We start from the raw sequence: 26821 nt of genomic DNA, 5'->3' as shown, positions 1-26821 counted from the left end.
CCTTGAACGCTCTTCGGCAACTCGAGTGGGCGCTGCTGGAGCTTCAGCAGAGCACTCCCTTGGCAAGCGTCAGCGGCGCGATCTCCGAGATCGCGCCGACGCATTTCCGCGTCTCCGGCCTGTCGCGCTTCGTCAGGCTCGGCGAGCTCATCGGCGTCGATTGCGGCGGCAAGCGCCAGATCGGCGAGGTGGTGCGGATCGACAGCGACGGCATCATTGCCAAGCCGTTCGACCGGCAGTTCGCAGGCGGGCTTGGCTCGGTCGCCTCGCGCATGCCGCCGCTGTCCTTCGCGCCCGATCCGAGCTGGAAGGGCCGCGTCATCAACGCCCTCGGCGCGCCGCTCGACGGACAGGGGCCGCTCATGCAAGGGTCGCAGGCGGTCTCGGCGGAGACGGAGGCGCCGTCGGCCATGAAGCGCGCACGCGTGCACAAGCCGCTGCGCACCGGCGTGCGCGTCATCGACCTGTTCGCGCCGATCTGCGCCGGCCAGCGCGTCGGCATCTTTGCCGGATCGGGCGTCGGCAAATCGACGCTGCTCGCGATGCTCGCCCGCAGCCAGGGCTTCGACACCGTCGTGCTGGCCCTGGTCGGCGAGCGCGGCCGCGAGGTGCGCGAGTTCATCGAGGACGTGCTCGGCAACGACCGTCATCGCGCCGTCACAATCGTGTCGACGGGCGACGAAAGCCCGATGATGCGGCGATTGGCGCCGAAGACGGCGATGGCGGTCGCCGAATATTTCCGCGACCGCGGCGAATCGGTCCTGCTGATGGTGGATTCGATCACCCGTTTTGCCCACGCCGCCCGCGAGGTCGCGCTCGCCGCCGGCGAGCCCGCGGTGGCGCGCGGCTACGCGCCGACGGTTTTCACCGATCTGCCGCGCCTGCTCGAGCGTGCCGGCCCGGGCGAAGAGGGATCCGGCACCATCACCGGGATCTTCTCCGTGCTGGTCGACGGCGACGATCACAACGAGCCGATCGCCGATACCATCCGCAGCACGCTCGATGGGCACATCGTGCTCTCGAGGCACATCGCCGACCAGGCGCGCTATCCGGCCGTCGACGTTCTGGCCTCGGTCTCCCGCCTCGCCCACAACGTCTGGGACCCCGAGGAGCGCGAATTGGTGAGCAAGCTGCGCGCCATGATCGCGAAATACGAGGACACGCGCGACCTTCGCCTGATGGGCGGCTATCAGCCGGGACGTGATTCGGGCCTCGACCAGGCGGTCGAGATGGTTCCGCGAATCTACAACGCGATGCGACAGGGCGCGTCGGCTCCGCCGAGCGCCGATCCGTTCCGCGAGCTTCGGGACATGCTCAAGGGCGACTGACGGGTGGGTGAGGCGCCTGCCGTCCGCCCTTCCCGTGGTTTTCGACAAGAGATTGCGCATGTCGCTACGCTTCCAGCGCATGCGCGTGCACACCCGTCACCGATTTTCCTCTTTAGCGGATTCGCCGTTCGGGTGTGCACGAGCCGGCAAGCGCGGTGCAAGCGATCAAGGGGTCGATTCTGCAAGCACGGCGGAAACAACCGCCACGTGTAATTCCAACGAGTTCCCTCGACAATTCCGCGGCAGAACGCACAAGTTGTGGATGACGTGCCGTCAAACGTCATCGTGATGCACAAGCTTCGATCAGTTTGCATCAACGCAAGACAACAACGTGCGTGCAATCAAACTCTCACAATATCGAGTGCATATTACTCGCCGTGCCATGTATTGCGTTCACCATCATGTGTCCCGAACATCGAGATTGCCCTTGAACGTTACATTCGCCTGCAACGACATCCAGCCTGTGAGAGGGTCTCTACTTGATTTTGTTGAGAAGCTCATCCATCGTTTTGGTTGAGTATAAGAAACGTCTGCTTGTAACTTGAACTTCTGGGGGCTTCGGTTGAGCTACTCCGATCCACCGTTTGCCGGCGACGGCAATCCGAGCTCCCGCGCGACGACGACCCTGTCGGCATGCCATCAGCGATACGGCTTCTCGCTGCGGACGATGCGACGCTCATCGGCCCAGCTCGGGCGCGTCGCGATCCGCGCCATCGTGCGAGAGTTCGACAGGGCATGCTCGTCTGACACTCAGGGCGCAAAGCGGCTTCGGAACGCCGCAGACGAAGTTCCGGGGACGAGGTAGATTCATGCCATTGGCGCGGGAAGCCGTCGAGCTGCTGGTTCAGGCGGCGCGGGCTTGGTATTTCGAGGGCAATCAGCATGGATTGCGCGATCGGGAATGGATGGCGCTGCGCTTTCTCGGGCGCGCCAACAGATTTTCGCGCACGCCCTCCGCACTGGCCGGCTTCATCGGCGCAACACGCGCGACGGCGTCGCAGATCGTGAAGACTCTGGAGAGCAAGTCGTTCCTGGTGCGCAAGCCGTCGCACGAGGACAAGCGTTCCGTCGTCCTGCACGTCACGCCGCAGGGCGAGAAATGCCTGAGCCAGCACGACCCGATCAATCACGTGGTGAACGCGGTCACGTCGCTCGGGACCGAGGAGTGCATCAGGCTGCGCGACTCTCTCCGCGAGATCCTCAATCACCTCGATGCGGCCCATCAGCGGCTCGAAGCGAGCATCTGCCGGGACTGCATGTTTCTCGCAGAGCGCGGCCCGGCTACCTCCAAGGGACGTGGAAACGCCGAATTCATGTGCCGGCTCTATCGTGCTCCGATCTCGCTCGAGGAGACCGAGCTGCTTTGCACCAGCTTCGAGCGCACGCGTGACCGCCCCAAGATCGAGCAGCATCTCGACCGCGACCGCATGGCGAGCCAGGGCTGAGGCCGCCAGGAAGCGGCGCTCCATCAATATCGTCGTTGCGAGCGAAGCGAAGCAATCCAGCGTCTCTCCGCGGTGGGATTCTGGATTGCTTCGCCGCGCTCGCAATGACGGAATATGAGGTCGCGTCGTCATTCACATCTCAACCCACTTGTAGGACGGGTAGAGCGAAGCCTAACCCATCACGCATCCTCCTCGCCGAGGCATGATGGGTTTCGCAAGTGCTCTACCCATCCTACGGCCTTGCGGACACGCCTTCCCGATCTCGCGGCTGATTTCGCCCGAGCTTTGCCTGGTCACTCCACCCTCTGAAAGCCAAGAGGGCACAGGGAAGGCCGGGTGCTGACATCGCACCCGCTGTCTGCTGCGCACAATGCACACGCAGGAAAACCGCACAGCAGCATACAGGTGGTGCCGATCACTCGGCCTTCCCTGCGCGATGGTCGGACGGCTTATACCGCGCTCTCCCGGGAGCCGAACTTTCCTTCTGGCCTCCCTCACCCCGCGAATTTGAATGATGCAGTCTGCCCGGTTGGGCTCGCTCGCACCTCCGCGACAGGCTTGACCGTAGCAACGACGGCCAGGACCACACGGTTTTGCCGTACGCACGGCCCGCCATTTCGCCGCAGTATTCCCGGCCCTGTCGACGGAGCCGGAAACTTACAAACGAGACGAAGCCTAGCAGCGCCGTCGTCCGCACGCGGCCGCGAGCTCACAGGGACTACCCGCCCTGCCCGCACCTTCCATGCCGACGCTGCCGCGTCCACCGCAAGCCCGGCTCGCGACAATGACGACCGCATGATCGCCCCTCAAGACTGAGCCGGGATGGGCGAGACATACGTCATTTCCGAATTTCGGTAAAGCGGAATATTTTTGCGCAACCGGGTTGACGGCAGGGCGAAACAGGCACGATCGCGCAGCTGAAAGGGCAACCCGGCACAGCGCGAAGCCTCTGGCAGGGCGGCGCCGGGGCCGTCACGGCCTTGTATGCATTATCCCAGTTGCCATACCCCCGCGGTTCGCTTTACATGCCGCCAACCCGCCCCGCAGACCACGGCCGGGGCCGAAAATCACACAATTTCCAAGGGGACGGAGCATGGCGCGCAACATATTGATTCTTGGGGCTTCTTACGGCTCCCTGCTGGGCACGAAGCTGCTGATGGCCGGGCACAACGTGACCCTGGTCTGCCGGGCCAAGACCGCGGAGCTGATCAACCGCGACGGTACCGAGGTGCGCATCAAGCTGCGCGACGAGGCGGTGCACCGGGCGATCTTCTCCCGCAACCTCCCCGGCAAGCTCGATGCGGTGACGCCGGCCAATGTCGACCTTTCCCGCTACGACCTGGTCGGCCTCGCGATGCAGGAGCCGCAATACACCAACCACACGGTGCGCGTCCTCATGGTCAAGATCGCCGCGGCGAAGCTGCCGTGCCTGTCGATCATGAACATGCCGCCGCTGCCCTATCTGAAGCGGATTCCGGCGCTGGCCGACATGGATCTCGAGGAGGCCTACACCAATGCGCAGGTGTGGGAGCGGTTCGAGCCCGGGCTGGTGACGCTGTGCTCGCCCGATCCGCAGGCGTTCCGTCCGCCGGAAGAAGCCGCCAACGTGCTGCATGTCGGCCTGCCCACCAACTTCAAGGCGTCGGTCTTCGCCGACGAGAAGCACAACAAGCTGCTGCGCGAGCTGGAGGCCGACATCGACGCGGTGACGCTCGACGGCCACGACGTGCCGGTGAAGCTGAAAGTGTTCGATTCCCTGTTCGTCCCGCTGGCAAAATGGTCGATGCTGCTGACCGGCAACTACCGCTGCATTACGCCAAGCGAACCGCAATCGATCCGCGACGCCGTGCACGGCGATCTCAAGCGTTCGCAGACGATCTACGAGCACGTCGATGCGATCGCCCGCCGCCTCGGCGCCGATCCGCAGGACCAGGTGCCGTTCGCGAAATATGCCAAGGCCGCGGAGAGCCTGCTCAAGCCGTCATCGGCGGCGCGCGCGGTCGCCAGCGGCGCGCCCTTCATCGAGCGCGTCGACCTCTTGGTGAAGCTGATCTCGCATCAACTCGGCGTGCCCAACGCCGAGATCGACCGCACCGTCGACACCGTGGACCAGAAGCTGAACGAGAAGATCGTGCAGGGCGGCTCCGGCGCGCAGTAGCGCGGCGCGCCCCCAACACCGGCACTCAGGCAATCAGGAACGATTGCAGCCAGATCAAGCCGGTCACGGCGACCAGCGTGACCGCGCCGGTGCGCGTGACGAGGTCAGGGCGGCCGAGGCGACGGGCGCCGCGTCCGAGTGTTGCGCCCAGAATGATCCAGGCTGCGCCGGCGGTGAGAATCTGAAGCGCGACCACGCCGAGCCACGGCAGCAGTTCGAGCGGCCCGGCCCCAAGCGGCAGCAGCAGGAACGCGAAGACCAGTGCTTTCGGGTTGAGCAGCGTCGTCAGCAGCACCTGGCCGAACGTCACGGCAGCGCCGTCGCGCAGCTCGCGCGTGTTGACGCGCCAGAGCATGACCGCAAGGCACAGGATGTAGATCGTCACGGCGACGCGGAGCAGCAGCGCCGCAATCGGGATGTCGCTGATGACCGGCCCGAGCGCCAGCCGCAGCACCGCGATCGCCAGCAGATAACCGCCCAGCTCCGCCGCGAGCAGATGAAGGGAGCGCGAGACTCCGGATCCGGCCCCCGATGTCGCGAGCAGGGTGTTGGTCGGCCCCGGTACCGCCAGCAGGAAATAGGTTGCCGTGAAGAAGGTCAGAAAGGTCATACAGCCGGATAGCAGGTCTCGGGCCCGCCGATCTTGATCTGCGTCATTCCCTCTCCCCGAGCCGATGCCGCTCCGGCACCGGGTTCCTGCCGCTCACGGCGAATACTTCCGGTTTTGGCGCGGGCAACACCGCCTGATTCGCGCTGGAGCACTCGACGCGCCGCGGCTGGATTGATAAGCCGCTGTCCGCGAATGATGGGACTTTGAGTCGGGGACATGACGGTTGCGATCGAGATGGGGCAGACCACGGCGGGCGCCGCGGCCGCCATGGACCTCGAGGAACTGCTCGCCACCCGTCTCCTGGTGCAGGGCAATTCGGGCTCCGGCAAGTCGCATCTCTTGCGGCGGCTGCTGGAGCAGAGCGCGCCTTGGGTGCAGCAAGCCATCATCGATCCCGAGGGCGACTTCGTCACGCTGGCCGAGCGCTTCGGCCATCTGGTGATCGAGGCCGAGGATCACACCGAGCGCGGCCTTCAGGTCGCGGGCGAGCGCGCGCGGCTGCATCGCGTCTCCACGGTGCTCAATCTCGAAGGGCTCGACGCCGAGAACCAGATGCGGCGTGCGGCGGCCTTCCTCGGCGGGATGTTCGACGTCGACCGCGATCATTGGTACCCGATGCTCGTCGTCGTCGACGAAGCGCAGTTGTTTGCGCCGGCGGTGGCGGGCGAAGTCTCGGACGAAGCACGAAAACTCTCGCTCGGCGCCATGACCAATCTGATGTGCCGCGGCCGCAAGCGCGGGCTTGCCGGCATCATCGCGACGCAACGTTTGGCCAAGCTCGCCAAGAACGTCGCGGCGGAAGCCTCCAACTTCCTGATGGGGCGCACCTTCCTCGACATCGACATGGCGCGCGCGGCCGACCTGCTCGGCATGGAGCGGCGGCAGGCCGAAGCCTTCCGCGATCTCGAGCGCGGCCAGTTCATGGCGCTGGGACCTGCGCTCTCGCGTCGTCCATTGCGCCTCAACATCGGCCCGACCGAGACCTCACCGCGCAATTCGACGCCGCGGCTGATGCCGCTGCCGGAGGCGACGCTCGAAGATGCCCGCGCGGTCATCCTCGCCGCTCCGCCGCCCGATGCCAGCCGACCGCAGCGACGGCCGGCGCCGGATCTGCTCGAGCAGCTTCGCGCGGCGAAGGCCGCAGCGGTGCCGGAGATTCGGCCAGAAGCGATCGAGGCTCCGATCAGCGCCGAAGAGCTCGCCGAGCGGCGCGAGCGCGTGGATCGCACGCTGCGTGCCGTGATGGCCGAGCCCGATGCCGGCTTCCGCGCCATCGGCGTGCTCTACCAGGAATTCGTGGTCCGCTGCCGCATCGAGGGCCTGGGGGCGGCGGTGCCCGATCTCAACGAATTCCGGCGCATGCTGACGCATGCGCGCGCTGGCCTCGGTGCCGACATCGCCGATGACGATGCCTGGCAGGACGTCGCGTTGCGCGCTTCCATTTTGCCCGACGACATGCAGGGCGTGTTCATGATGATCGCGCGCGCGGCGAAGGAAGGTTGGCCCTGTCCCGGCGACGCCGCCATCGCACGGGCTTACGGCTCGCACTCGTTGCGAAGGGCGCAGCGGCTGCTCGGCTACATGGAGGAGCAGGGTCTGATCGTCGTCCAGCTCGACGGCGGCGGGCGCCGGATCGTGACGCTGGTGGAGCTCGCCTGGGCGACCGCGCCGGGCGATCCCAACGGAGATGATCAGCCAGCGGAGCACGTCGCGAGCGCGGCGTCGGCGTGATTGGTATTACGAACGAGATGCGCTCCCTCTCCCGCTTGCGGGAGAGGGTTGGGGAGAGGGTCTCTCCGCAATGGGACAGCCCCCAAGAGGACAGAGCCCTCACCCGCGCCTTCGGCGCGACCTCTCCCGCAAGCGGGAGAGGTTGAGACGTCTACGCCGCCTCGGAGCCGCCGAGATAGGCGTCGCGGATGCGCGGGTCGTCCTTCAAGGCGCGCGCGGGGCCCGACAGCACGATCTTGCCGGTCTGCAGCACATAGGCCTCGTGCGCGATCTCGAGCGCGAGGCTGGCGTTCTGCTCGACCATGAAGACCGAGACGCGCTCCTGGTTGATGGTGCGGATCAGCTCCAGCACGCGGTCGACGTAAAGCGGTGACAGCCCCATGGTCGGCTCGTCCATCACGATCATGCGCGGACGGCTCATCAGCGCGCGCGCCATCGCCACCATCTGCTGCTCGCCGCCGGAGAGCGAGCCGGCGCGCTGCGACAGCCGCTGGCCGAGCTTCGGGAACAGCGTCAGCATCCTGTCGAGATCCTGCGCAATGGCGTCGCGGTCGTTGCGCACGAAAGCGCCCATCAGGATGTTCTCGCGCACGCTCATGTCGGCGAACAGCCGCCGCGCCTCCGGCACCGAGGCGATGCCGCGGCGGACGATCTGCGGCGTGGAAAGCCCGATCAGCGAGGCGCCGTCGAACCTCACTTCGCCCGAGCGCGGCTTCACCAACCCCAGGATGATCTTCATCGTGGTCGACTTGCCGCTGGCGTTGCCGCCGAGCAGGCAGACGATGTGGCCGCGCGCGACATTGATCGACAGGTCGAAATGCACCTGGGCCTGGCCGTAGAAGGTGTTGACATCAGACAAAGCCAGCAGTGCTTCGGGAGCAGAGTTCGTCATGCCGCGCTCTCCTGCTCCGCCGTCCGTGATAGCCCGTGGCCGAGATACGCCTCGATCACCTTGGGATCGGTCCGCACCTGTTCGCCCGGCCCTTCCGCGATCTTCTTGCCCTCGTCCATGACGATGACGCGGTCGGACAGGCGCATCACCATCTCAAGCTTGTGCTCGATCAGCAGGATGGTCAGCCCTTCGGCTTTCAGTTCGGCGACGAGCCCCTGCATCTCCGCGGTCTCGGTCGGGTTCATGCCGGCGGTGGGCTCGTCGAGCAGCAGCAGCCGCGGCTTCAGCGCGAGGGCGCGGGCGATCTCGATGCGGCGGCGGTTGGCATAAGACAGACTATAGGCGGGCTGGTCGATGCGCGGCAGCAGCCGTTCGCCGAAACGGGCGAGGATGGCCTTCACCTCCTCGCGCAGCCGTTCTTCCTCGGCCTTGACGCTCGAGGGACGCAGCAGGGCCAGGCCCAATTCCAGCAGCGGACCGATCACCGGCACGGCCGGCTTCACGGCGCGCAGCCGCGTGTGCGCGCCGATCAGGACATTGTCCATGACGCTGAGATTGCCGAACACGCGGCCGAGCTGGAAGGTGCGCGCGATGCCTTCGGCCGCGAGCAGCTCCGGGGACAGGCCGGTGATGTCCTGCCCTTCGAAGCGGACGGTGCCGGCATCGGGCCGGTCGAGCCCGGTCACGAGATTGAACAGCGTCGTCTTGCCGGCGCCGTTCGGGCCGATGATGCTGACCAGTTCGCCCTTGGCGAGGTCGAGGTCGATGGCGTCGACCGCGGTGAGGCCGCCGAAACGGCGCGTCAAGCCGCGCAGGGACAGCATGGAGTGGAGCTGCTTCTGCATCAGACCGTCCCCAACAGGCCCTGCGGCCTGAACCGCACCAGCAGCAAGAGAACGATGCCGTAGATCAGGATGCGATACTCCGCCGCGATCCGGAACATCTCGGGCAGGCCGACCAGCGCCACCGACCCGACGATGGCGCCGACGACGTTGCCGAGGCCGCCGAGGATGACGACGGTGAGCGCGAGGATGGATTGCTGCGTGTTGAAGGTCTCATGGTTGATGTAGGAGTAGAGATGCGCGGCGATGCCGCCGCTGATGCCGGCGGCGAAGCCGCCGAAGATGAAGGCGAGCGACTTGTAGCGGTTCAGGCTGAGACCATAGGCCCGCGCGGCGATGTCGTCGTCGCGAATGGCGCGAAAGCTGCGGCCGAGATGCGAGCCGAGCAGGCGGCCCTGGAGCAGCGCCAGCACGACCATGACCGCGAAGCTGAACCAATATATCGACGTCGGGCTGATCAGATCATAGCCGAACAGAGCCAGCGGTGGGATGCCGGAGATGCCGATCGGGCCGCGCGTCACGCTCTCCCAGTTCAGGATCACCAGCGCCACGATCTCGCCGATCGCGAGCGTCGCGATCGACACGTAGTGCCCGCGCAGGCGGAAGGACGGCGAGATCAGGAGCGTGCCGAGCGCGGCGCTCATCAGGCCACCGCCGATGACGGCAAGTCCGGCAGGGACGGCCAGCATCAGCGACAGCAATGCGGAGGTGTAGGCGCCGATCGCGAGCAGCGCCGCATGGCCGAGCGAGACCTGGCCCATCGTGCCCGCAACCAGCGTCAGGCTGAGCCCGAGCATGCCGAGCAGCCAGGCATTGACCAGGGTCTGGAGCACGTAGAAGGACACCGGGAACAGCGGCAGCACCGCAAAGCCGGCAACGGCGGCCAACAGCGCCCAGCGGGGAATATTCACCGGGCGGCTCGGCGCGATGAACGTGCCGGTGAGCGGCTCGGGCGGCGCCTGCCGTGCGCTGACGAACAGCCCGTTCGGCCGCAGCACGAGCACGACGACGAGCAGCAGGAACGCGAACAAATTGCGGTAGCTGGTGCCGAGCACGGCGACGCCGTAGCTCTCGACGAGGCCCAGCAGCAGGCTGCCGATCACCGCGCCCGGCACGTTGCCGGCGCCGCCGACGACTTCCGCGACGACGCCCTTGAGCGTCGCCTGAAGGCTCATCGCCGTATCGATCTGGTTGTAGTACATGCCGACCAGCATGCCGGAGACGCCGCCCAGCGCCGCCGCGATACCGAACACGGCTTGATTGACCCGGTTGACGTCGACGCCCATCTGCATGGCGGCGTCGCGGTCCTGCGCGGTGGCACGCACGGCCCAGCCGAGCTTGGTGTAACGCAGGAACACGAACAGCAGCAGCGCACTGGTGAGGCCGACGCCGGCAATGAGCAGATCAAGCGGCCCGATCGTCCCGCCACCGACCTGGAAACGGACATCGGGCAACTGGCTCGGCAGCGCGCGCGGATTGGGCGAGAAGATCAGCATCACCAGCTGGTCGAGCACGAAGCTGATGCCGATGGTCGCGAGCAGCGGCGCGATCCGCACCGAGTTCTGCAGCGGCCGCAGACCGAACCGCTCGATGATCAGACCGACGACCGCGGCGGCCACGGCGACCACGATGATGGTGAGAGGCAGCGGCGTGTGCAGCTGCACCACCGCGATCCAGCCGATATAGGCGCCGACCAGATAGATCGAGCCTTGCGCGAAGTTGATCAGCCGGCTGACGCCGAAGATCAACGCGAGCCCGACTGCAACGAGCGCGTAGACATTGCCGACGATCAGCCCGTTGATGGTGTGGTCGAGCCAGGAGGACACGCAGCATTCCTAATCAGGGAGAAAGCGGCCGGAGCGATCGCATCGGCCATCACATCAGGTCGGCTTGCCGTCCCACAGCGCGAACTGGCCCTTGCGCACCACGAGCTCGGCATTCATCGCGCCTTTGACCCGGCGGCTCTCGACGTCGAACGTCGCCTGACCGAAGATGACGCTGGAGACGTCCTTCACCTTGGCGAAGGCATCGCGGATGGCGCGGCGGTCGGTGCCGCCGATCTTCACCACGGCAGCGGCCATGTTCATCGCGTCATAGGAATAGGCATTGAAGGCGTCGGGCTCCTGCCCGTTGTACTTGGCCTTGAAGCCGTCGATGAACTTCCTCACCTCGGGCCGCGGATCTTGCGGGAAATAGCGCGTGCCGAGATGGACGTCCTCGACCGCCTCGCCCCCGAGCTCGATGAATTTCGGCGAGTACACCGAGCTGGCCGCGCAGATCGTCTGCTTCAGGCCGACCTGGCGCGCCTGGCGCGCGATCAGCGCGCCGTCGGAATAATAGGAGATCAGGATCAGCCCATCCGGGCTGGCGTCGCGCACGCGCACCAGAGTCGAGCGGAAGTCGCGTTCCTCGGCGATGTAGCCCTCGGTGATCGCGACCTCGGCGCCGTATTCCTTGGCCGCCTTGACGAAATGATCGCGGCTGGTGCGGCCCCAATCGGTGTTGAGGTGCAGCACCGCAAGCTTCTTCAGGCCGAGCCGCCTGACGGCGTAGGAGGCCAGCAGCGGCTGCTCGTCGGCCTGGCTCACCGACGTGCTCCACATGAAGTCGCCGCCCTTGGTGAAGTCGGGGTGCGAATTGGTGAAGCCGAACTGCACGAGGCCGCCGCGCTGATAGATCGGGGAGGCCGCCATCGAGGCGGGGCTCGAGAAATCGCCGAGCTCCATGACGATGCGGGGATCGGAGACGAATTTCTGGGCGATCGCCACCGACTGGCGCGGATCGCTCTGGCTGTCCTCGAACTGGTAGGCGAGCTTGCGGCCGTTGATGCCGCCGGCGGCGTGAATCTCGTCGAGCGCGAGATCAAAGCCCTGCTTCCACTGCGCGCCATATTGCGCGTTCGGTCCCGTGAGGGGGCCGCTGACCCCGAGCAGGATCGGCTCGGCGGATTGCGCCAGCGCGGCGCGCGAGAAGGCCGTGCCAGCCATCATGGCGGCGAGCGAGCCTTTGACCAGGGTACGGCGATCGATGTTGCTCATTCACGGCTCCATCCATTCAATGTTGATACAGCAGCAATTCTCGTGCCGGTGAGATTGCCTATTTCGAGGGCTCGCCGAGCGACAGCATCAGCCGGTTCGCCCAGTTGAAGAACGAGGCGCCGTTGATGACGTCGACGATCTCGGCGTCGTCGAGACCGGCGCGGCGCAGCTCGGCGATATTGTCGGGCCCGAATGCGATCGGCGTCGCGGCCAGCGCCACCGAGGCGTTGACCACCGCATTCCAGCGCTCGCCGAGATCGGCCTTGATGCCCTCGTCGAGCAGGCGCTGCACGTCGTCGCGGCGCTTGGAATAGGTGCTGGCGAAGCGCGCATGCACGGAGGCGCAATAGATGCAGCCGTTGGTGCGAGAGGTGGCCGCCGCCGCGAGCTCGCGCTCGGCGCGCGGCAGGCCGTCGGCAACGTTGTAGAAGATGTCCTTGTCGGTCTTGGTGCGGGCTTCCAGCACTTCGGGATCGCGCACCAGGAGGCGAAAATAGTCCGACTTGGCGCGGGCGCGGTCGACGAGGCCGGCATAGTGCCGCTCGGTCAGCTCGGCCTCGGGCAGCGGGTCGATCCACGAGACCCAGCCGAGCTCGTCCTGGGTGAAGACGACGGGCGGATTGACGGTGCTCATGATCGGGCCTCCTTACGCGCTTGCCGCGGCGAGCGTGCGCAAGCCGCTGACGACGCGCACCTGGAACGACAGGAATGCAACGAGCTGGGACAACGTGACGATGCCGGTGGCCGACCAGCCGGCAGCCAGCAGCGCCTTCATGTCGGCGGACGCGGCATCGCGCGGGTGGAAGACAAGGAGATGCGCGTGCTCCAATGCTGCGACCAGCCTGGGACCGAGGACAGGCTTGCGCTCCGCGCTGACGCGATAGATCAGCCCGGCCTTGTTCTCGATCGACAGCGGACCGGCCGGATAGGCGCCATATGGACCCGAGGTCTTGCCGCGTTCGATCTCGGCGTTGATCGCGTCAAGCAGCGGCGCGCCTTCCACAGTCGCGGTGAGCTTATCGCGATAGAAGGCGGCGACGGGGGACTCGCCATGGAGCCCGGTCACGAAGGCCGCGACCGCGGCGCGTTCGGCCAGCGAAAAATCACCGGCGTCGACCGGCTCGAACAAAGCGAGATAGCTCTTCTGCGCATTCTCGCGCGCCTGCAGGCGGCGCGCGCGGATGGCGTCGAGCGTGGAGCCGGGCTCGATGCCGGCGAGCGTGTCGATGATGTCTGTTGTTCCCATCATTCAGCCTCGTGCAACGCGATTCTGTTCGTTCCAGCTAGCCTGCGAAGGCAACGTCTTTGGCGGCCGTCCGGGCCCAGCCCAGCGCTGGGGCGACCTTGTCGGCGACGAGCTCGATCGAGCGCAGGACGTGAGGATGCGGCGCATCGACCGAATGTACCTGGAAGACCAGATCGGTCACCCGTTCCAGCGTGGCGTCGGTGCGAAGCGAGGCGATGACATGGTCGGCATCGCCGACATGGGTGTCGAACGCGGTGATCATCTCCTCCAGCGTCTCGCCCGGGGGAAGGTGTCCGCCCTTCATGAATTGCGGCAGCGCGCGGCGCAGCCCGATGTCGGCGAGCCGCAGCGCCTCGCGGTGGTCGTCGGCGACGAAGACGCTGCGCGAGGCCATGATGCGCGGCTCGCAGCCCGGCGGCAGCGCGGCGAGATAGGCGTCGATGATCGGGTTCTGGATCTCGGCGAGCGTCGCGTTCGGCGCATCCTTGGCCCGTGGCTGCGTGCGCGAGAGCAGGAGGCCGTCGCCGGCCTTGCCGGCGCGGGCGCCGCCGACGACGGAGAATGTCGCCTGCCAGATGCGCTTGTCCAGTTGCGGCCGCTGCGGATAGAGCGTGTCGCCGCCGTCGAGCGGCTTGCCGGTCAGGGCCTTGCGGACGATGTCCAGATTGTGGCTGAAAATCTCGTTGCGCCGGGCGCTGTCGAGGCCGAAGGCGGCGAAGGCCGACGGATTTCCGCCGGTGCCGACGCCGAGCTCGAAGCGGCCGTTGCAGAGGAGATCGAGCACCGCGGCATCCTCCGCCACCCGCACCGCGTTCTCCAGCGGCAGGGTGACGATGCCGGTGCCGAGGCGGATGCGCGAGGTCTGCGCGGCGACATAGCCGAGGAAGGTGAAGGGCGACGGCAGCCCGCCCTCGCGCTCATGGAAATGATGCTGCGCGATCCATGCCGAATCGAGCCCGGCCTTCTCGGCACGCACGATCTGCTCGGCGGCGAAGCGATAGCGGTCCGCCGCCGGCGCCTCGTCGAGCAGCCGCGTGAAGAAGCCCAGGCGTTTCAGGTTGGCAAAGCGTTTCATGCGATCCCTGTCGGGCGAGGATGGACCCCGATGATGTCGGTTGCCGCAGCTCCAGACAAGCGGGCATTACGCAGGGCACATACGCAAGATTCCTGCGCAAGGCTGGTCGCAAGACTGCCCGCCGGATCGCCCTGATGTGGACTCTGGGCGGGCAGATTGCCTACCAGCTCGGCAGCACCGCGCCCTTGAACTTGGCCAGGACGAACTCCTTGACCTCAGGCGTGTGATAGCTGTCCACGAGGATCTTGACCCAAGGCTTGTCCTTGTCGGCGCTGCGCACCGCGATCAGGTTGACATAGGGCCCCTTCGGGTCCTCACGCAGGATCGGATCCTTGACCGGATCGAGGCCCGCCTGGGTTGCGTAGTTGGTGTTGATCGCGGCGGCGTCGACATCGTCGAGCGCGCGCGGCGCCTGCGCCGCATCGACCTCGATGAACTTCAGTTTCTTGGGATTGTCGGTGATGTCGAGCACGGTCGGCTTGAAGCCGGTGCCGTCCTTCAGCTTGATCACGCCCTTGTCGCGCAGCAGCAGCAGCACGCGGCCGCCATTGGTCGGATCGTTCGGGATCGAGACCTTGCCGCCCGCGGGGATGTCGCCGAAGGCCTTGTGCTTCTTCGAATAGACGCCGATCGGGAAGTTCACGGTCAGGCCGACGGATTCGATCTTGTAGCCACGGTCGGCCTTCTGGTTGTCCAGGTAAGGCTGGTTCTGGAACGAATTGGCCTGGATCTCGCCGGCATCGAGCGCGGCGTTCGGCACCACGTAATCGGAGAACTCGAGCAGCTGGATGTCGAGGCCCTGCTTGGCGGCGATCGGCTTCACGGCTTCGAGGATCTGCGCATGCGGCCCCGGCGTCACGCCGATCTTGATGGTCTCGGCCGCGGCTGCGGCGGACCATGCGGCCAGCACGGCGGAGAGAATCAGGGGAAGGCGAAACGACATCTTGGTCTCCATGGAAACTACGACAACGGAACCGTATTCCCTTTTCTGCGCTGCGAAATCAATGAAATGGAAATCCATATTGGCCTGATGTTGGGGCCGGCCTTTCTCCTCCAGGCCGCAAACGGGAAACGAATGCAGAGTGCGACAAAGTGCACGCGCGGGCAGATTCTGGTAGCGGGCCCACGCCCTTCTCTTTGACTCCACCACGCCCGACGTGCTGAGTTAGCGCGCACTGAGCCGGTGGCGACGAGGTGGGGTCATCCATGAACGAGAACGAAATCCGCAATCTGGTCGCGGAGGTGAAGCAAGGCACGCTGTCGCGGCGCTCGTTCATCCGGACGATGGCCGCGGTCGGAATCGCAGCGCCGATCGCCAGCCAGATCCTGGTCTGGCACGACGTCGCGATGGCTGACGCCACGCTGCCGTACAAGCCGGCCAAGGCCGGCGGCGGCGGCACGCTCAAGATGCTGCTCTGGCAGGCGCCCACCCTGCTCAATCCGCATTTCGCGCTCGGCACGAAGGACCAGATCGCCTCGCGCATCTTCTTCGAACCGCTCGCCGGCTGGGACAAGGAGGGCAACCTGATCCCCTGCCTCGCCGCCGAGGCTCCGACCAAGGCGAACGGCGGCCTTGCGGCCGACGGCATGAGCGTGATCTGGAAGCTGAAGCGCGGCGTGACCTGGCATGACGGCAAGCCCTTCACCGCCGACGACGTCGTCTTCACCTGGCAATATGCCGCGGATCTCGCCACCGCGGCTTACACGACGGGCTCCTACAAGGACATCAAGGTCGAGAAGATCGACGACCACACCGTCAAGGTGATCTTCCGGGCGCCGACGCCGTTCTGGGCCGATCCGTTCGTCGGCTCGGTCGGAATGATCCTGCCGAAGCATCATTTCGGCGAGTATGTCGGGGCCAAGTCGCGCGAGGCGCCGGGCAATCTGAAGCCGGTCGGCACCGGCCCGTACAAATTCGTCGAGTTCAAGCCGGGCGACATGATCCGCGCCGAGCGCAATCCGGACTATCACATCAAGAACCAGCCGCATTTCGATATGGTCGAGATCAAGGGCGGCGGTGATGCGGTGTCTGCGGCGCGCGCCGTGCTGCAGACCGGCGAATACGACTTTGCCTGGAACATGCAGGTGGAGGAGGAGGTTCTCAAGCGCATGGAAGCGGGCGGCAAGGGCAAGCTCGAGATCACGCCGTCCGGCAATGTCGAGTTCATCATCCTCAACACGACGGACCCCTGGACCGAGGTCGACGGCGAGCGCTCGAGCGTCAAGACCAAGCATCCGACGCTGTCCGATCCCGCCGTTCGCCGCGCCATCAATCTTCTGATCGACCGCGACTCGATCCAGAAGTTCATCTACGGACGCGCCGCCATCGCGACCGCGAGCTTCGTCAACGCGCCCAAGCAGTTCAAGTCGCCGAAGCTGAAATACGAATTCAGCATCGACAAGGCCAACAAGATCCTTGACGAGGCCGGCTGGAAGAAAGGCGCGGACGGCATCCGCGAGAAGGACGGCAAGAAGCTCAAATACGTGTTCCAGACCTCGACCAACGCGCCGCGCCAGAAGACGCAGGCCATCATCAAGCAAGCCTGCGAGAAGGCCGGCATCGACATCGAGATCAAGGCGGTCACCGCCTCCGTGTTCTTCTCGTCCGACGTCGGCAATCCCGACACCTACTCGAAATTCTACGCCGACATGGAGATGTACAACACGACGCAGCCGCAGCCCGATCCGGAGCGCCTCTTGAACCAGTGCGTGTCGTGGGAGATCGCCACCAAGGACAACAAATGGCTCGGCCGCAACAATTCGCGCTATTCCGATCCCGAAGCCGACAAGGCCTACAAGGCCGCGCAGAACGAGCTCGATCCGGTCAAGCGAGCCGCGCTGCTGATGAAGGTCGACGAGATCTTCTGCGAGGCCAACGTGTTCCTGCCGCTGCTCTCGCGCCACGTCGTCAACGCCGGCGCCAACAATCTGATGATCGACATCTCCGGCTGGGACACCATCACGTGGAACCTGGCGGCGTGGTATCGGACCTGAAGAGCCCGTGAGCGCGCTGATGGTTGCAGCGCAGCGCGGGCGTCAGAGCGTGACACCGAATCCTTTCCACTGTGTGCTCCAGATCACAGCGGAATCGCGCAACCTCGCCTACAACGATCGGGCATGGCCGCAAACAAGGTAACGGCGGTACGCACGATGCTGGGAAGACGATCAACAGCTACGGACTTTGCGAAGCCGTCAGGGTGAAGAACCCGGCGGCTTTTTCGTTTTGCCGGTTCGGTAGGATGGGTCAAGCGAAGCGAAACTCATCAATATGTTTCGAACGCGGACGCATGATGGGTTTCGCAAGGGCTCTACCCATCCTACGCTCTGGCTACGAAGCACCGCCACCCTTCTTCTCCTCGCGCTCTTGCTCGATCTGCCGTTCGGCTTCGAGCCAGAACTCCAGCTCGCGATTGCTCGGCCGTCCCGCCTGCTCCCAGAGCTCATAGGCCCGTGCGCGCACCTTGCCGCGGCCCATCATGCGGCGGAGCTTTCGTTTCAGCTCCTCGGCGAAGCTCCTGAAGCGCTGCCCGGTGGTTTCATCCCTGACGAGCGAGGCCGCTCGCGTTGCGAGTTCGATCTGGTGCTCTAGCTTCTTCTGCTCGTCCACCGCTGAAACTGCCGTGGGAAAGGATTCTTGTCGGAGCCTTGCGGACATTAAATTCCCTTCCCCGACGGTCCGTTCCCCGAAGGTACGCCGCTTCGGAAATCACCAAGGTCACACCATCGATCCAGCCGAAGCAGCCGGCGCCGCTAGTGCCACGTCGTGTCGGCTTCGACGATCACCACCCTGATTTCAGGGTCCTCGGTCGTGTTGCAGCTGCAGGGCATGCCCTCGCCGCAGCGGCAGCCCCCGAGCTTTTCGCTCCAGACCCGGAGCGGATGGTTTTCGCAGACCCATCCGAGACCCTGGCAGAACGGGCAGGCCTTGTCGGTCACAGCGTATCCGGCGTCCGCAGCGTGCTCGACGCGTCCTCGTTGCGCAGCTCCTGCTCCGCCGCGTGCCAAAACTCCTCCTCGCGGCCTTCGGGCTTGCCCGCCTGCTCCCATAATTGGTGCGCGCGTTCTCTGATCTCTTGCTCGGTCGGTTCGGACAATTGCACCTCCTGATTGGAAGCACGGCCCCACCCTGGGGGGTATGGGGGGCTTGGAGGCGGGGCCGTGCAGACCAGCGATCGGCGGCGATGCTGGCCCGCGGAGTCAAGTTTCGACCAGGTGCAAGAGTTCCTGCGTGTCTGCCCGTGCAGAATGGCCGGGCTTGTCCCGGGCATCCGCACCTTTCCCACGGACATTGCGTCGATGTCCGATGCGCGCGGGCAATCACGTCATGCGAACCCAGACGCCGTTGCCCGCGGATGACTTCACCGCGGCATCGATGAACTTCACCCCTGCGAGGCCATCCTCGACCGTCGGGAAGACGACGTCGGGATGCGGCTTTTCACCGGCCGCTGCCGCGCGGATGGCGCGCGCCGCCTCGGCATAGATCGTCGCGAAACCTTCGAGGTAGCCCTCCGGGTGCCCGGATGGGATGCGGGTGACCCGGCCCGCCTCGCCCGTTGCGCCAGCCCCGCCGCGGGTCAGGAGCTGTTTCGGCCGGCCGTAGGGCGTGAACCAGAGATGGTTCGGATGCTCCTGCGCCCATTCGAGGCCGCCCTTGCTGCCGTAGACGCGCAGCGTGAGCCCGTTCTCATTGCCGACGGCGACCTGGCTCGCCCACAGCAGGCCCCTGGCGCCGCCCTTCCACTTGAGCAGGATCTGGACGTCATCGTCGAGCCGCCGCCCCTCGACGAAGGTCGACAATTGCGCGAGCAGCTCGTCGAGCTCGAGCCCGCTGACGAAGCAGGCCAGATTGTAGGCATGGGTGCCGATGTCGCCGATGCAGCCGCCGGCGCCGGACCGGGACGGGTCGGTGCGCCACGTCGCCTGCTTCTGGCCGGTGGCTTCCAATGGCTCGGTCAGCCAATCCTGCAGATACTCGGCCTTGACGAGACGGATCTCGCCGAGATCGCCGTTCGCGACCATGGCGCGCGCCTGCCGGACCATGGGATAGCCGGTGTAATTGTGGGTGACGACGAAGACCCTGCCGGTCTTCCCAACCAGCGCCACCAGTTCCTCGGCCTCGGCAAGTGTCGTCGTCAGCGGCTTGTCGCAGATGACATGGATGCCGGCTTCGAGGAAGGCTTTCGCGACAGGGCTGTGCAGGTGGTTGGGCGTCACGATCGAGACCGCCTCGATGCCATCCGCCCGCGCCGCTTCAGCCCGCGCCATCTCCTCGAAAGAGCCATAGGCCCGGTCCTCAGTGATACCGAGCTCCCTTGCGGAAGCTTTGGCGCGTACCGGATCCGACGCGAGCGCGCCGGCGACCAGCTTGAACTGGTCGTCGATGCGCGCGGCAATGCGGTGGACGGCGCCAATGAAGGCGCCCTGGCCACCGCCGACCATGCCGAGCCGGATCCGACGATGGCCGCCGGTTTCGTTGCTTGCTTCGATCGCCATGTTGCACCCTCTCGTCAGGAGATGCCGAGCATCTTGCGATTGGCAGCCGCGTCCGTGCCGCTGCCTGCGAAATCGTCGAAGGCCTTCTCCGTCACGCGGATGATGTGGTTTCGGATGAACTCGGCGCCTTCGGCTGCGCCTTGCTCAGGGTGCTTCAGGGCGCACTCCCACTCGAGCACCGCCCAGCTGCCGTAATCATATTGCGTCAGCTTGGAGAAGATGGCGCCGAAATCGACCTGACCATCGCCGAGCGAGCGGAAGCGGCCAGCGCGGTCGACCCAGCTCTGGAACCCGCCATAGACGCCCTGGCGGCCGGTCGGATTGAATTCGGCATCCTTGACGTGAAACGCCTTGATGCGCTGGTGGTAGATATCGATGTAGTCGAGATAGTCGAGCTGTTGCAGCACGAAGTGCGAGGGATCGTAGAGCAGGTTCGCGCGCGGATGATTGTTCACCCGTTCGAGGAACATCTCGTAGGTGACGCCGTCGTGGAGATCCTCACCGGGGTGGATCTCGTAGGCGAGATCGACGCCGTGCTCGTCGGCATGATCGAGGATCGGCCGCCAGCGCCTGGCGAGCTCGTCGAAGGCGGTCTCGATCAGACCGGCGGGACGCTGCGGCCACGGATAGACATAGGGCCAGGCAAGCGCGCCGGAGAACGTCGCCTGGGCACTGAGCCCGAGCCGCCGGGACGCCCGGATGGCGCGCTTGACCTGATCGACGGCCCATTCGGTGCGGGCCTTGGCGTTGCCACGCACCTCCGGCGCGGCAAAGCCGTCGAAGGCCGCATCATAGGCCGGGTGAACGGCGACGAGCTGGCCCTGCAGATGGGTCGAAAGCTCGGTGATGGACAGGCCGTGGCGCGCCGCAATGCCCTTCACCTCGTCGGCATAGGTCTGGGACTCCGAGGCCTTGTTGAGGTCGAACAGCCGCCCATCCCAACTCGGAATCTGGATCCCCTTGTAGCCAAGCGAGGCCGCCCATCCGCACATCGCATCGAGCGAATTGAACGGCGCCGCGTCGCCGGCGAACTGAGCGAGAAATATCGCAGGCCCTTTGATCATCTTCATCGCGTGCTTCCTTCCCTTGGACGTTTTTTTGGCGCATGCCGCTAGGGCGGGAGCGCACAATTTGGTGCGAGGATGCCGGCCATCAAGGGAGAGAGCAATACCGGTCTACGCGACGGGGCTATCGCATCTGGGAGTTTTTCCCTGCGGCCATCCTTCGAGACGCCCGCCGCGCGACAGCCAAAGCCTTACGCCTCATTTCCCGGCGACGAAGTAAAAATCCTGCCGGCCCGAGACCGATCCATAGCTGAACGGCTTTTGCGCACGATTGGTCGCCTCCATGACGTCGTCACGCACGACGTCGAACAGCCGGCGCACCTCGAGACCGGGCTTGCGCATGTTGTTGACGAACGCCGTGGCGAACGGGCTGTTCCTGCCCTCTCCGTCGAGCGCCATCTCTCCGTCCTTGGCGGCATACACCACCAGCGTGCCCGCCTCGGGCTCGATCGCCGCCAGGCCACGCCTCACCGAACGCGACGCCAGCGTCATGGTGCGCTTCATCTGGTTGGCGAAGGGATTGTCGCGGCAGGCATCGAGGACGATGAGGCGCAGCCGCTTGGCGCGTTCCGCCGCGTTCAACACCTGGTCCAGCGCCACGGCTTCGAAGCTGACGTCGCGGTCGGAGGCGATCTTCGCGTCGATCGGGATCAGATAGTTGACGCCGCCGACCTCCATGCCGTGACCGGCGTAATAGACCATCGCCCAGTCGGCGATTTCCGCCTGCCTTGCAAAGTCGCGCAGCGCCGCGGTCAACGCATCCTTGCGCAGATCGGTCAGCAGCGTGACGGACTCGAATCCGGTGAGCTTGAGCGTTTCGGCGACGAGCGCCGCATCGCGCGCCGGATTGGCGAGCGCCGCGACATTCTCATAAGCGGAGTTTCCGACCACGAGCGCGATGCGCCTGTCATTCCTGCTTGACGGTCCCGGCAGCGCGATGACCGAATTGGTGGTGGCGGGAATGGTCTTGATGGACGTATCGTCCAGCGCGGCAAGGCGTTCGCGCGCCTTGTCCATCGCCCATTTCGCGCTGTCGTACTTCTGCGGGGCAGCCAGAGCTGCGTTGAAGTCGGCGCGGGCCTTTGCGACCTCGCCCAGCTTCTCGAACACCATTCCGCGGTTCACCAGCGCGCTCTGATGTTGCGGATCGTTACGCAGCGACTCATTGAAATCGGCGAGGGCTTGATCGTACCTGCCCTGAAGGAGATAGATGTCGCCGCGGTTGTTGTAGGCCAGCGTCGTCCTCGGCAAAAGCCGGATCGCCTCGCTGAAATCGGCCAGGGCACGCTCGGATTGGCCGGTGTCCCGATAGGACAGTCCGCGATTGTTGAACGCATAACCATAGGTCGGGTCAATGCGGATGACCTCGGAGTATTCGGCGATCGCCCGGGTATGGTCGCCCTTGCCGGCATAGAGCCGCCCCCGATTGAAGTAGGCGAACTTGAACCTCGGATTGATGCGGATCGCTGCGTTGTAATCCGAAAGCGCGCGCTCGGAATCACCCGCAGCGGCATAGGCCATGCCGCGGTCGTTCAAGGCGTTCAGATTGTTTGCATCGAGCCGAATCGACTGGGTCAGGTCGGCGATGGCCCGATCCACCTCGTTCCGGCGAAGCAGGGCGGCGCCGCGATGCTGCCAGGCAAGCGCGTATTTCGGATCGATGCGGATGGCCTCGCTGAAATCGGAGATTGCGCGATCGTAGTCGCCCTTGTCGCCATATTCGGCCCCCCGATTGTCGAACGCCACGGCGTCGCGCCCGCCGCTCTTTGCGATCAGCCGCGAGCACGCGGCGATGCGGTCTTCATGACCGCGCTGCACGCAGATGGTCCGGTCATCCGCGGCCGCAGGATCAGCGGCTGCCAGGGAAGTGACAAAAAACAAACTGAAAACCAGTGCAATCCGATTCCGCATGGTCGCCGCCCTGCTTCCGAGCGGGCAATATAGACAGAGAAAGGCGGCCATACCTGTGATGGTGATCACAGAACCGGTCGCTTGCTTCCCGAGCAAACCTTCGAGGACCGGCGCGACGGCAGGTCAAATCAGTATTCAAGCATAAGTCGGCGTGAGCGGTCGAGGTTCTCGTCCTTGTCTCCAGGATGATCCGCCACGGACATGGCGCCCGCGCCGAGGGAGTGAAGGGCAGCGTCGTGGGACCTGACAGCGCTTCGCATCACAGACACGCCTTCGCAGCCTCGCGGCTGATTTCGCCCGAGCTTTGCCAGATGTTTCGCCCCTCTGAAAGCCAAGAGGGCGCAGGGAAGGCCGGGTGCTGACATCGCACCCGCGGTCTGCTGCGCAAATTGCACACGCAGAAGAACCGCACAGCAGCATACAGGTGGTGCCGATCACTCGGCCTTCCCTGCGCGATGGTCGGACGGCTTATGCCGCGCTCTCCCGGGAGCCGAGTTCCTTCTGGCCTCCCTCGCGCTCGCGGAATTCACCGGCCTTCGCGCCGGTTGACGCGAATGCCGCCTCCGCAAGAGCTTGACCGTAGCAACGACGGCCAGGACCACACGGTTTTGCCGTACGCACGGCCCGCCATTTCGCCGCAGTATTCCCGGGCACCGTCGACAGCGCCGGAAACTTGCAAGACGAGACGAGACCTAGCAGCGCCGTTCGTCCGCGCGCGGCCACGAGCTCACCGGGGACTACCCTCCCTGCCCGCACCTTTCGCGCCCGACGCTGCCGCGTCCACCGCAAGCCCGGCTCGCGATCAAGACGACGACGCGATCGCCCCTCAGGATGAGCCGGGATGGGCGACACATACGATAAATCAGAAATTCGGTAAAGCGGAATATTTTTGTGAGGAGGGGTTGACTGGGTGCGAAGCAGGCGGCACTTCGCCGTGAACTGCCCATCGGGGTTGGCGGTTTTCTAGTTGATTGTTTGCTTCTTTGCACCCACCGAGTGTACACGTACAAACATAGTGGATATCAGAAGTGCTTCACTGTGCTACGTAGGCTATCCTTTGGAGCTTGTAATGCCCAAAAGCAATGAGGCGGCGAAAGACCTTTGGAGCCAAATATTCGCTAGCCGCGCGAAAGCAGCGCACGCGACTCTACTAGACCCCGAGACCGATCACTCAGAGGAGGAGGCTAAGCTTACACGAGGTCTACAAGACGCTGGCTGGTCCGATGAGCACATTCGACAAGCAATTGAACGCCAAAAATCTGTTGAAAGCTCTGCTCCAATAACGAGTCCGGGCGTAAACCCATTTGTGGAGGCCCATCTAGCTCGACTTTGCGATGACGTCGAGGCCGCGATGGATCGGCTAAAGCTCGACTCGCACGCCAAGGTCGCCCGAGGGGTTGAACCAAGAGCCTGGGCTTACGCAGCGAAGGTAAACGTCATTCTGACGGACCAGAGCATCATTACCGTTAGCGCATTCCTCTTTAGATTTTGCGGACTCATTGCAAGAGCGTTCACGCGGACCCTGATGCTCGATCCCCACTGCTGGGATAAGAAGGAATTTGATCAGCGATTTGTCGTGAGGCGCTTGCGCGATGAGCGCGAGCTTTTGCTGTACTGGATGCGCATTTATTTCTCGTTCGCGACCGTCGGCACACATGCGCTTGTTCCGTTCAAACCCGCACGCCCTCATGAGCTTTTCCTATTTGAACAAATCGCCCGGGCGATGGAACTGTTCGTGATCGCACACGAATATGGCCACCACCATCATAGCCACGGCAAGCAATTGGACGCTGCCCCGCATGCCGAGGAGTTCGAAGCGGATCAATTTGCGCTTCGCATCTGCTATGAAATTGAGCGTTATCCGGTCTTCTTCACCAATCCCTATCTTTCGTCCGGCGCTGGCGCAGTCGTTATGCTGATGGCGCTGGAGACCTTGCATCAAATTGAAGACTTGATTGGAGTGAAACGAACTGGCACGGTTGATACGCATCCAAACATCGCCGCACGCATCGCAAGATTTAATAGCGTGGCAGTGTTGAAACCTGCTGAATACGAGAACCTCAACAGCTTTCGAACGGCGGCAGGACGCGTGATGCGAGTTGTGAATTCCCTTCTGTTACCTCCGTTGAAGGCTCTGCCTTCGGACACATTTCGCGAACTTCACAAGTTTGAAATTCCTCGAGATTAGCTCGCCAGGTCGTACGATGGTTGGAGCGAAGCCCGTCAAGCTCCAATGGGCTTCGCAGGGGCTCAGCCGATAGTACATAGTGCGTCCGCTCAGGCCTCGTCGGGCCACCTAGCACGAACCGCCGGCAGCAACTTGTCGGTCAAACTTCGGCGACCATGGCAAATGATCTTATCAGCTTTTCCTGCCAGTTGAGTTTCGTAAAATGCGACGCCCAGCAGGTAAAAGTTGATCGGCTCGATCTCGCCCTCATGCCTCTCGGGAAAGTAGACACGGAAGCATCCACCTCCACTCATTCCGCCGTAAGAGTGGGGAGTTTTGAAATCCGCATCCGGTTCAGGCGTGAGCTCTAAGCGGTCAAAACCTTCGCGCCCGTCGTCGATAGTCCTCGCACGCCCCACATTTCCAAGCGACCGCTGGACGATGAGTTTTCGATCATGCCGCATGTTTATCTTCTGCCCCATAGCCTCAACGCCCCCTACGACGACATCGACGACTTTGCTGCCTTCTGGGGCCCCAGTTCGTATCCGCTGTTCATCCCTTTCGAAACTAAGGAACGTGCCATGCAGCTCGATTGACGTGGCCTTGCCCCTTCTGATGCGGATGAAAGCGAGGTCTGGCCCATACTCATCTTCGTCGCGGTTTTCGAAGGTGACCGCGTCCATGAGACCTACTTCCTCCCATATGGAGTGCATCTCAGTATTGCGCGGCGGATATAGATAGATACCAACTATCGTAAGTTCGCGAACTACTTGCCACACGTGCGCCGCGGTCAAGATGCCATATGTGTTTCCGATCTTTAAAAGTGTGCCGGAACCGCGAAGCTCTACTCGGTCGGGAGGGAACAACTCCAGGAATCCCATAGAGTAACGGGACAGATTTAGTTGCACTGACGCCTCCCATCTCCTCAGCAACCCACCATTATTCAGGCCGCCTTTGGTCTCACTCTCCCGAGTCGTTGGCTGTGGTAGGACGCTAGGACGTGTGGAGCGAAGCGAAGCCCGTCCTGGGCATTCAAATTGCGTCGACTACAAAGTCTGGATAGCGTGCACGATAAGGCCTGAACGTAAAATGCCGATCCCGCGCGTCCTCGGCGGCGGCTAAATCCGAGAACCAAATCGTGTCGTCGTCCCCTTCGAGCCACTCGTAGTTACTGCCAGTGAAAATCATCACACAATATCGATCTGTACTGACCTGATAGTGAATTCCGCGACGACCATCCACGTTGAAGCAATGACCGCGCATGTACCTAATGATCTCTGGTATCTTTGGAGGGCGAGGCCCACGTGGGACGAGATTGATCCACCCCGAATGCTTGCGGTCATTGACAAGATTGGGAAACTTCCTGATCCAGCTCGTCTCGCGCTCGAAGCGCACTGCATGATCGCACCACTCTAGCCGAACGTGGTGAACCGGAAATCCGTCCCTCCATTCCCTGACCAGCCATCGCCTAAGGAGGGTGTTCTGGATCCAAGCATCACGCCGGTGCTGCTGATACCTTATTTCGCGTGGATACGTCGTCTCGCCGATATAGCGGACTGCCCCGTCACGACATGAATATAATCCGTAGATCTCGGCCATGATGAGCAGAGATCGTAATACAACTTTAGCGTCCAATCACGAGGAAGCGCAGCCATAGAATCCTACGAAACAGCTTCCAAGAACTCAAAAAGCGTCGGGTACGTAGCGATTTATTGCAGCATCTGTCCAGCCCGGACACCTAGGTAACAGATCGTACCTGAGACATGGGTGACAACCTCGTGCCGAACGGGTTGTCGAGGGGTTGCAAGGTCTTTTGCTCCA

22 protein-coding genes are annotated in these 26821 nt (G+C 64.1%); 6 read left to right on the top strand and 16 right to left on the bottom strand.

Annotated elements, in window-relative coordinates; genetic code table 11:
* Window positions 1-2 precede the first annotated feature (2 nt).
* The 3 genes from fliI (at window position 3) to AC24YW_RS29265 (ending at window position 4931) form a co-directional block, all read left to right on the top strand.
* The gene (gene fliI / locus AC24YW_RS29275) at window positions 3-1328 is read left to right on the top strand and encodes a flagellar protein export ATPase FliI (protein WP_487485966.1); all 1326 of its coding nucleotides are present in this window, start codon (window positions 3-5) and stop codon (window positions 1326-1328) included.
* Window positions 1329-2137: 809 nt separating this feature from the next.
* Window positions 2138-2773, top strand: a complete 636-nt coding sequence (locus AC24YW_RS29270) for a MarR family winged helix-turn-helix transcriptional regulator (protein ID WP_487485965.1) — start codon at window positions 2138-2140, stop codon at window positions 2771-2773.
* A gap of 1093 nt (window positions 2774-3866) precedes the next feature.
* Entirely contained in the window at window positions 3867-4931 is a 1065-nt protein-coding gene (locus AC24YW_RS29265; protein ID WP_487485964.1) for a ketopantoate reductase family protein, read from the top strand.
* Window positions 4932-4956: 25 nt separating this feature from the next.
* Here AC24YW_RS29265 and AC24YW_RS29260 read toward each other — a convergent pair whose 3' ends face one another.
* A complete protein-coding gene (locus tag AC24YW_RS29260; RefSeq protein ID WP_487485963.1) occupies window positions 4957-5541 on the bottom strand; it encodes a LysE family translocator in 585 nt (194 codons plus the stop codon).
* Between the two features lie 216 nt (window positions 5542-5757).
* Here AC24YW_RS29260 and AC24YW_RS29255 point away from each other — a divergent pair, with 216 nt between their 5' ends.
* Window positions 5758-7272 carry a helicase HerA domain-containing protein gene (locus AC24YW_RS29255; RefSeq protein WP_487485962.1) on the top strand — a complete coding sequence of 505 codons (1515 nt, stop codon included), beginning with the start codon at window positions 5758-5760 and terminating at the stop codon, window positions 7270-7272.
* Window positions 7273-7423: 151 nt separating this feature from the next.
* Here AC24YW_RS29255 and AC24YW_RS29250 read toward each other — a convergent pair whose 3' ends face one another.
* From AC24YW_RS29250 to AC24YW_RS29215, 8 genes are all read right to left on the bottom strand, one after another.
* Window positions 7424-8164: an ABC transporter ATP-binding protein gene (locus tag AC24YW_RS29250; protein ID WP_487485961.1), complete on the bottom strand. Its 741-nt coding sequence runs from the start codon at window positions 8162-8164 to the stop codon at window positions 7424-7426.
* Window positions 8161-9009, bottom strand: coding sequence for an ABC transporter ATP-binding protein (locus AC24YW_RS29245; protein WP_487485960.1), 849 nt, complete (start codon window positions 9007-9009; stop codon window positions 8161-8163). Before AC24YW_RS29245 ends, AC24YW_RS29250 begins: the two co-directional genes overlap by 4 nt.
* Window positions 9009-10832 (bottom strand): ABC transporter permease, encoded by a 1824-nt coding sequence (locus AC24YW_RS29240; protein ID WP_487485959.1) that lies wholly within the window; start codon window positions 10830-10832, stop codon window positions 9009-9011. Before AC24YW_RS29240 ends, AC24YW_RS29245 begins: the two co-directional genes overlap by 1 nt.
* Before the next feature lie 54 nt (window positions 10833-10886).
* On the bottom strand, window positions 10887-12044 hold the full coding sequence (locus AC24YW_RS29235) for an ABC transporter substrate-binding protein (protein WP_036027466.1): 1158 nt from the start codon (window positions 12042-12044) through the stop codon (window positions 10887-10889).
* Between the two features lie 58 nt (window positions 12045-12102).
* Window positions 12103-12678, bottom strand: a complete 576-nt coding sequence (locus tag AC24YW_RS29230) for an alkylhydroperoxidase domain protein (RefSeq protein WP_487485958.1) — start codon at window positions 12676-12678, stop codon at window positions 12103-12105.
* Window positions 12679-12690: 12 nt separating this feature from the next.
* Window positions 12691-13290, bottom strand: a complete 600-nt coding sequence (locus AC24YW_RS29225) for a CMD domain protein (protein WP_487486224.1) — start codon at window positions 13288-13290, stop codon at window positions 12691-12693.
* Window positions 13291-13327: 37 nt separating this feature from the next.
* The gene (locus AC24YW_RS29220) at window positions 13328-14365 is read right to left on the bottom strand and encodes a putative FMN-dependent luciferase-like monooxygenase (RefSeq protein WP_487485957.1); all 1038 of its coding nucleotides are present in this window, start codon (window positions 14363-14365) and stop codon (window positions 13328-13330) included.
* 160 nt (window positions 14366-14525) lie between these two features.
* Window positions 14526-15320 carry a MetQ/NlpA family ABC transporter substrate-binding protein gene (locus AC24YW_RS29215; RefSeq protein ID WP_487485956.1) on the bottom strand — a complete coding sequence of 265 codons (795 nt, stop codon included), beginning with the start codon at window positions 15318-15320 and terminating at the stop codon, window positions 14526-14528.
* Window positions 15321-15571: 251 nt separating this feature from the next.
* Between AC24YW_RS29215 and AC24YW_RS29210 the strand changes: the two genes are divergently transcribed.
* Window positions 15572-17359 carry a peptide ABC transporter substrate-binding protein gene (locus AC24YW_RS29210; protein WP_487485955.1) on the top strand — a complete coding sequence of 596 codons (1788 nt, stop codon included), beginning with the start codon at window positions 15572-15574 and terminating at the stop codon, window positions 17357-17359.
* Between the two features lie 334 nt (window positions 17360-17693).
* On the opposite strand, the gene AC24YW_RS29205 is transcribed toward AC24YW_RS29210, so the two are convergent.
* The 6 genes from AC24YW_RS29205 to AC24YW_RS29180 all read right to left on the bottom strand — a co-directional run bounded on the left by AC24YW_RS29205 (window position 17694) and on the right by AC24YW_RS29180 (window position 22740).
* Complete coding sequence (locus AC24YW_RS29205) at window positions 17694-17972, bottom strand: DUF2934 domain-containing protein (protein ID WP_487485954.1); 279 nt, start codon at window positions 17970-17972, stop codon at window positions 17694-17696.
* A 143-nt stretch (window positions 17973-18115) separates the two neighbouring features.
* A complete protein-coding gene (locus AC24YW_RS29200) occupies window positions 18116-18301 on the bottom strand; it encodes a hypothetical protein (protein ID WP_275512504.1) in 186 nt (61 codons plus the stop codon).
* On the bottom strand, window positions 18298-18459 hold the full coding sequence (locus AC24YW_RS29195) for a DUF2934 domain-containing protein (protein WP_487485953.1): 162 nt from the start codon (window positions 18457-18459) through the stop codon (window positions 18298-18300). Before AC24YW_RS29195 ends, AC24YW_RS29200 begins: the two co-directional genes overlap by 4 nt.
* A 223-nt stretch (window positions 18460-18682) precedes the next feature.
* A complete protein-coding gene (locus tag AC24YW_RS29190) occupies window positions 18683-19858 on the bottom strand; it encodes a Gfo/Idh/MocA family protein (RefSeq protein WP_487485952.1) in 1176 nt (391 codons plus the stop codon).
* Between the two features lie 14 nt (window positions 19859-19872).
* On the bottom strand, window positions 19873-20928 hold the full coding sequence (locus tag AC24YW_RS29185; RefSeq protein WP_487485951.1) for a sugar phosphate isomerase/epimerase family protein: 1056 nt from the start codon (window positions 20926-20928) through the stop codon (window positions 19873-19875).
* 192 nt (window positions 20929-21120) lie between these two features.
* A complete protein-coding gene (locus tag AC24YW_RS29180; protein ID WP_487485950.1) occupies window positions 21121-22740 on the bottom strand; it encodes a tetratricopeptide repeat protein in 1620 nt (539 codons plus the stop codon).
* A 1162-nt stretch (window positions 22741-23902) separates the two neighbouring features.
* Between AC24YW_RS29180 and AC24YW_RS29175 the strand changes: the two genes are divergently transcribed.
* Window positions 23903-25021 (top strand): phage exclusion protein Lit family protein, encoded by a 1119-nt coding sequence (locus AC24YW_RS29175; protein ID WP_487485949.1) that lies wholly within the window; start codon window positions 23903-23905, stop codon window positions 25019-25021.
* A gap of 89 nt (window positions 25022-25110) precedes the next feature.
* On the opposite strand, the gene AC24YW_RS29170 is transcribed toward AC24YW_RS29175, so the two are convergent.
* Window positions 25111-25683: a hypothetical protein gene (locus AC24YW_RS29170; protein WP_487485948.1), complete on the bottom strand. Its 573-nt coding sequence runs from the start codon at window positions 25681-25683 to the stop codon at window positions 25111-25113.
* Window positions 25684-26821: the final 1138 nt, after the last annotated feature.

It is taken from the genome of Bradyrhizobium sp. USDA3516, assembly GCF_057651995.1.
This window is presented reverse-complemented; position numbering and strand designations above follow the sequence as displayed.

Bases quoted from the DNA above. Each gene is read 5' to 3' on its own strand.
- AC24YW_RS29215 (WP_487485956.1), bottom strand. From the start codon at position 15,320: ATGGAGACCAAGATGTCGTTTCGCCTTCCCCTGATTCTCTCCGCCGTG.
- AC24YW_RS29270 (WP_487485965.1), top strand. From the start codon at position 2,138: ATGCCATTGGCGCGGGAAGCCGTCGAGCTGCTGGTTCAGGCGGCGCGG.
- AC24YW_RS29230 (WP_487485958.1), bottom strand. From the start codon at position 12,678: ATGAGCACCGTCAATCCGCCCGTCGTCTTCACCCAGGACGAGCTCGGC.
- AC24YW_RS29265 (WP_487485964.1), top strand. From the start codon at position 3,867: ATGGCGCGCAACATATTGATTCTTGGGGCTTCTTACGGCTCCCTGCTG.
- AC24YW_RS29185 (WP_487485951.1), bottom strand. From the start codon at position 20,928: ATGAAGATGATCAAAGGGCCTGCGATATTTCTCGCTCAGTTCGCCGGC.
- AC24YW_RS29220 (WP_487485957.1), bottom strand. From the start codon at position 14,365: ATGAAACGCTTTGCCAACCTGAAACGCCTGGGCTTCTTCACGCGGCTG.
- AC24YW_RS29255 (WP_487485962.1), top strand. From the start codon at position 5,758: ATGACGGTTGCGATCGAGATGGGGCAGACCACGGCGGGCGCCGCGGCC.
- AC24YW_RS29175 (WP_487485949.1), top strand. From the start codon at position 23,903: ATGCCCAAAAGCAATGAGGCGGCGAAAGACCTTTGGAGCCAAATATTC.
- AC24YW_RS29225 (WP_487486224.1), bottom strand. From the start codon at position 13,290: ATGGGAACAACAGACATCATCGACACGCTCGCCGGCATCGAGCCCGGC.
- AC24YW_RS29235 (WP_036027466.1), bottom strand. From the start codon at position 12,044: ATGAGCAACATCGATCGCCGTACCCTGGTCAAAGGCTCGCTCGCCGCC.
- AC24YW_RS29190 (WP_487485952.1), bottom strand. From the start codon at position 19,858: ATGGCGATCGAAGCAAGCAACGAAACCGGCGGCCATCGTCGGATCCGG.
- AC24YW_RS29245 (WP_487485960.1), bottom strand. From the start codon at position 9,009: ATGCAGAAGCAGCTCCACTCCATGCTGTCCCTGCGCGGCTTGACGCGC.
- AC24YW_RS29260 (WP_487485963.1), bottom strand. From the start codon at position 5,541: ATGACCTTTCTGACCTTCTTCACGGCAACCTATTTCCTGCTGGCGGTA.
- AC24YW_RS29210 (WP_487485955.1), top strand. From the start codon at position 15,572: ATGAACGAGAACGAAATCCGCAATCTGGTCGCGGAGGTGAAGCAAGGC.
- AC24YW_RS29250 (WP_487485961.1), bottom strand. From the start codon at position 8,164: ATGACGAACTCTGCTCCCGAAGCACTGCTGGCTTTGTCTGATGTCAAC.
- AC24YW_RS29170 (WP_487485948.1), bottom strand. From the start codon at position 25,683: ATGGACGCGGTCACCTTCGAAAACCGCGACGAAGATGAGTATGGGCCA.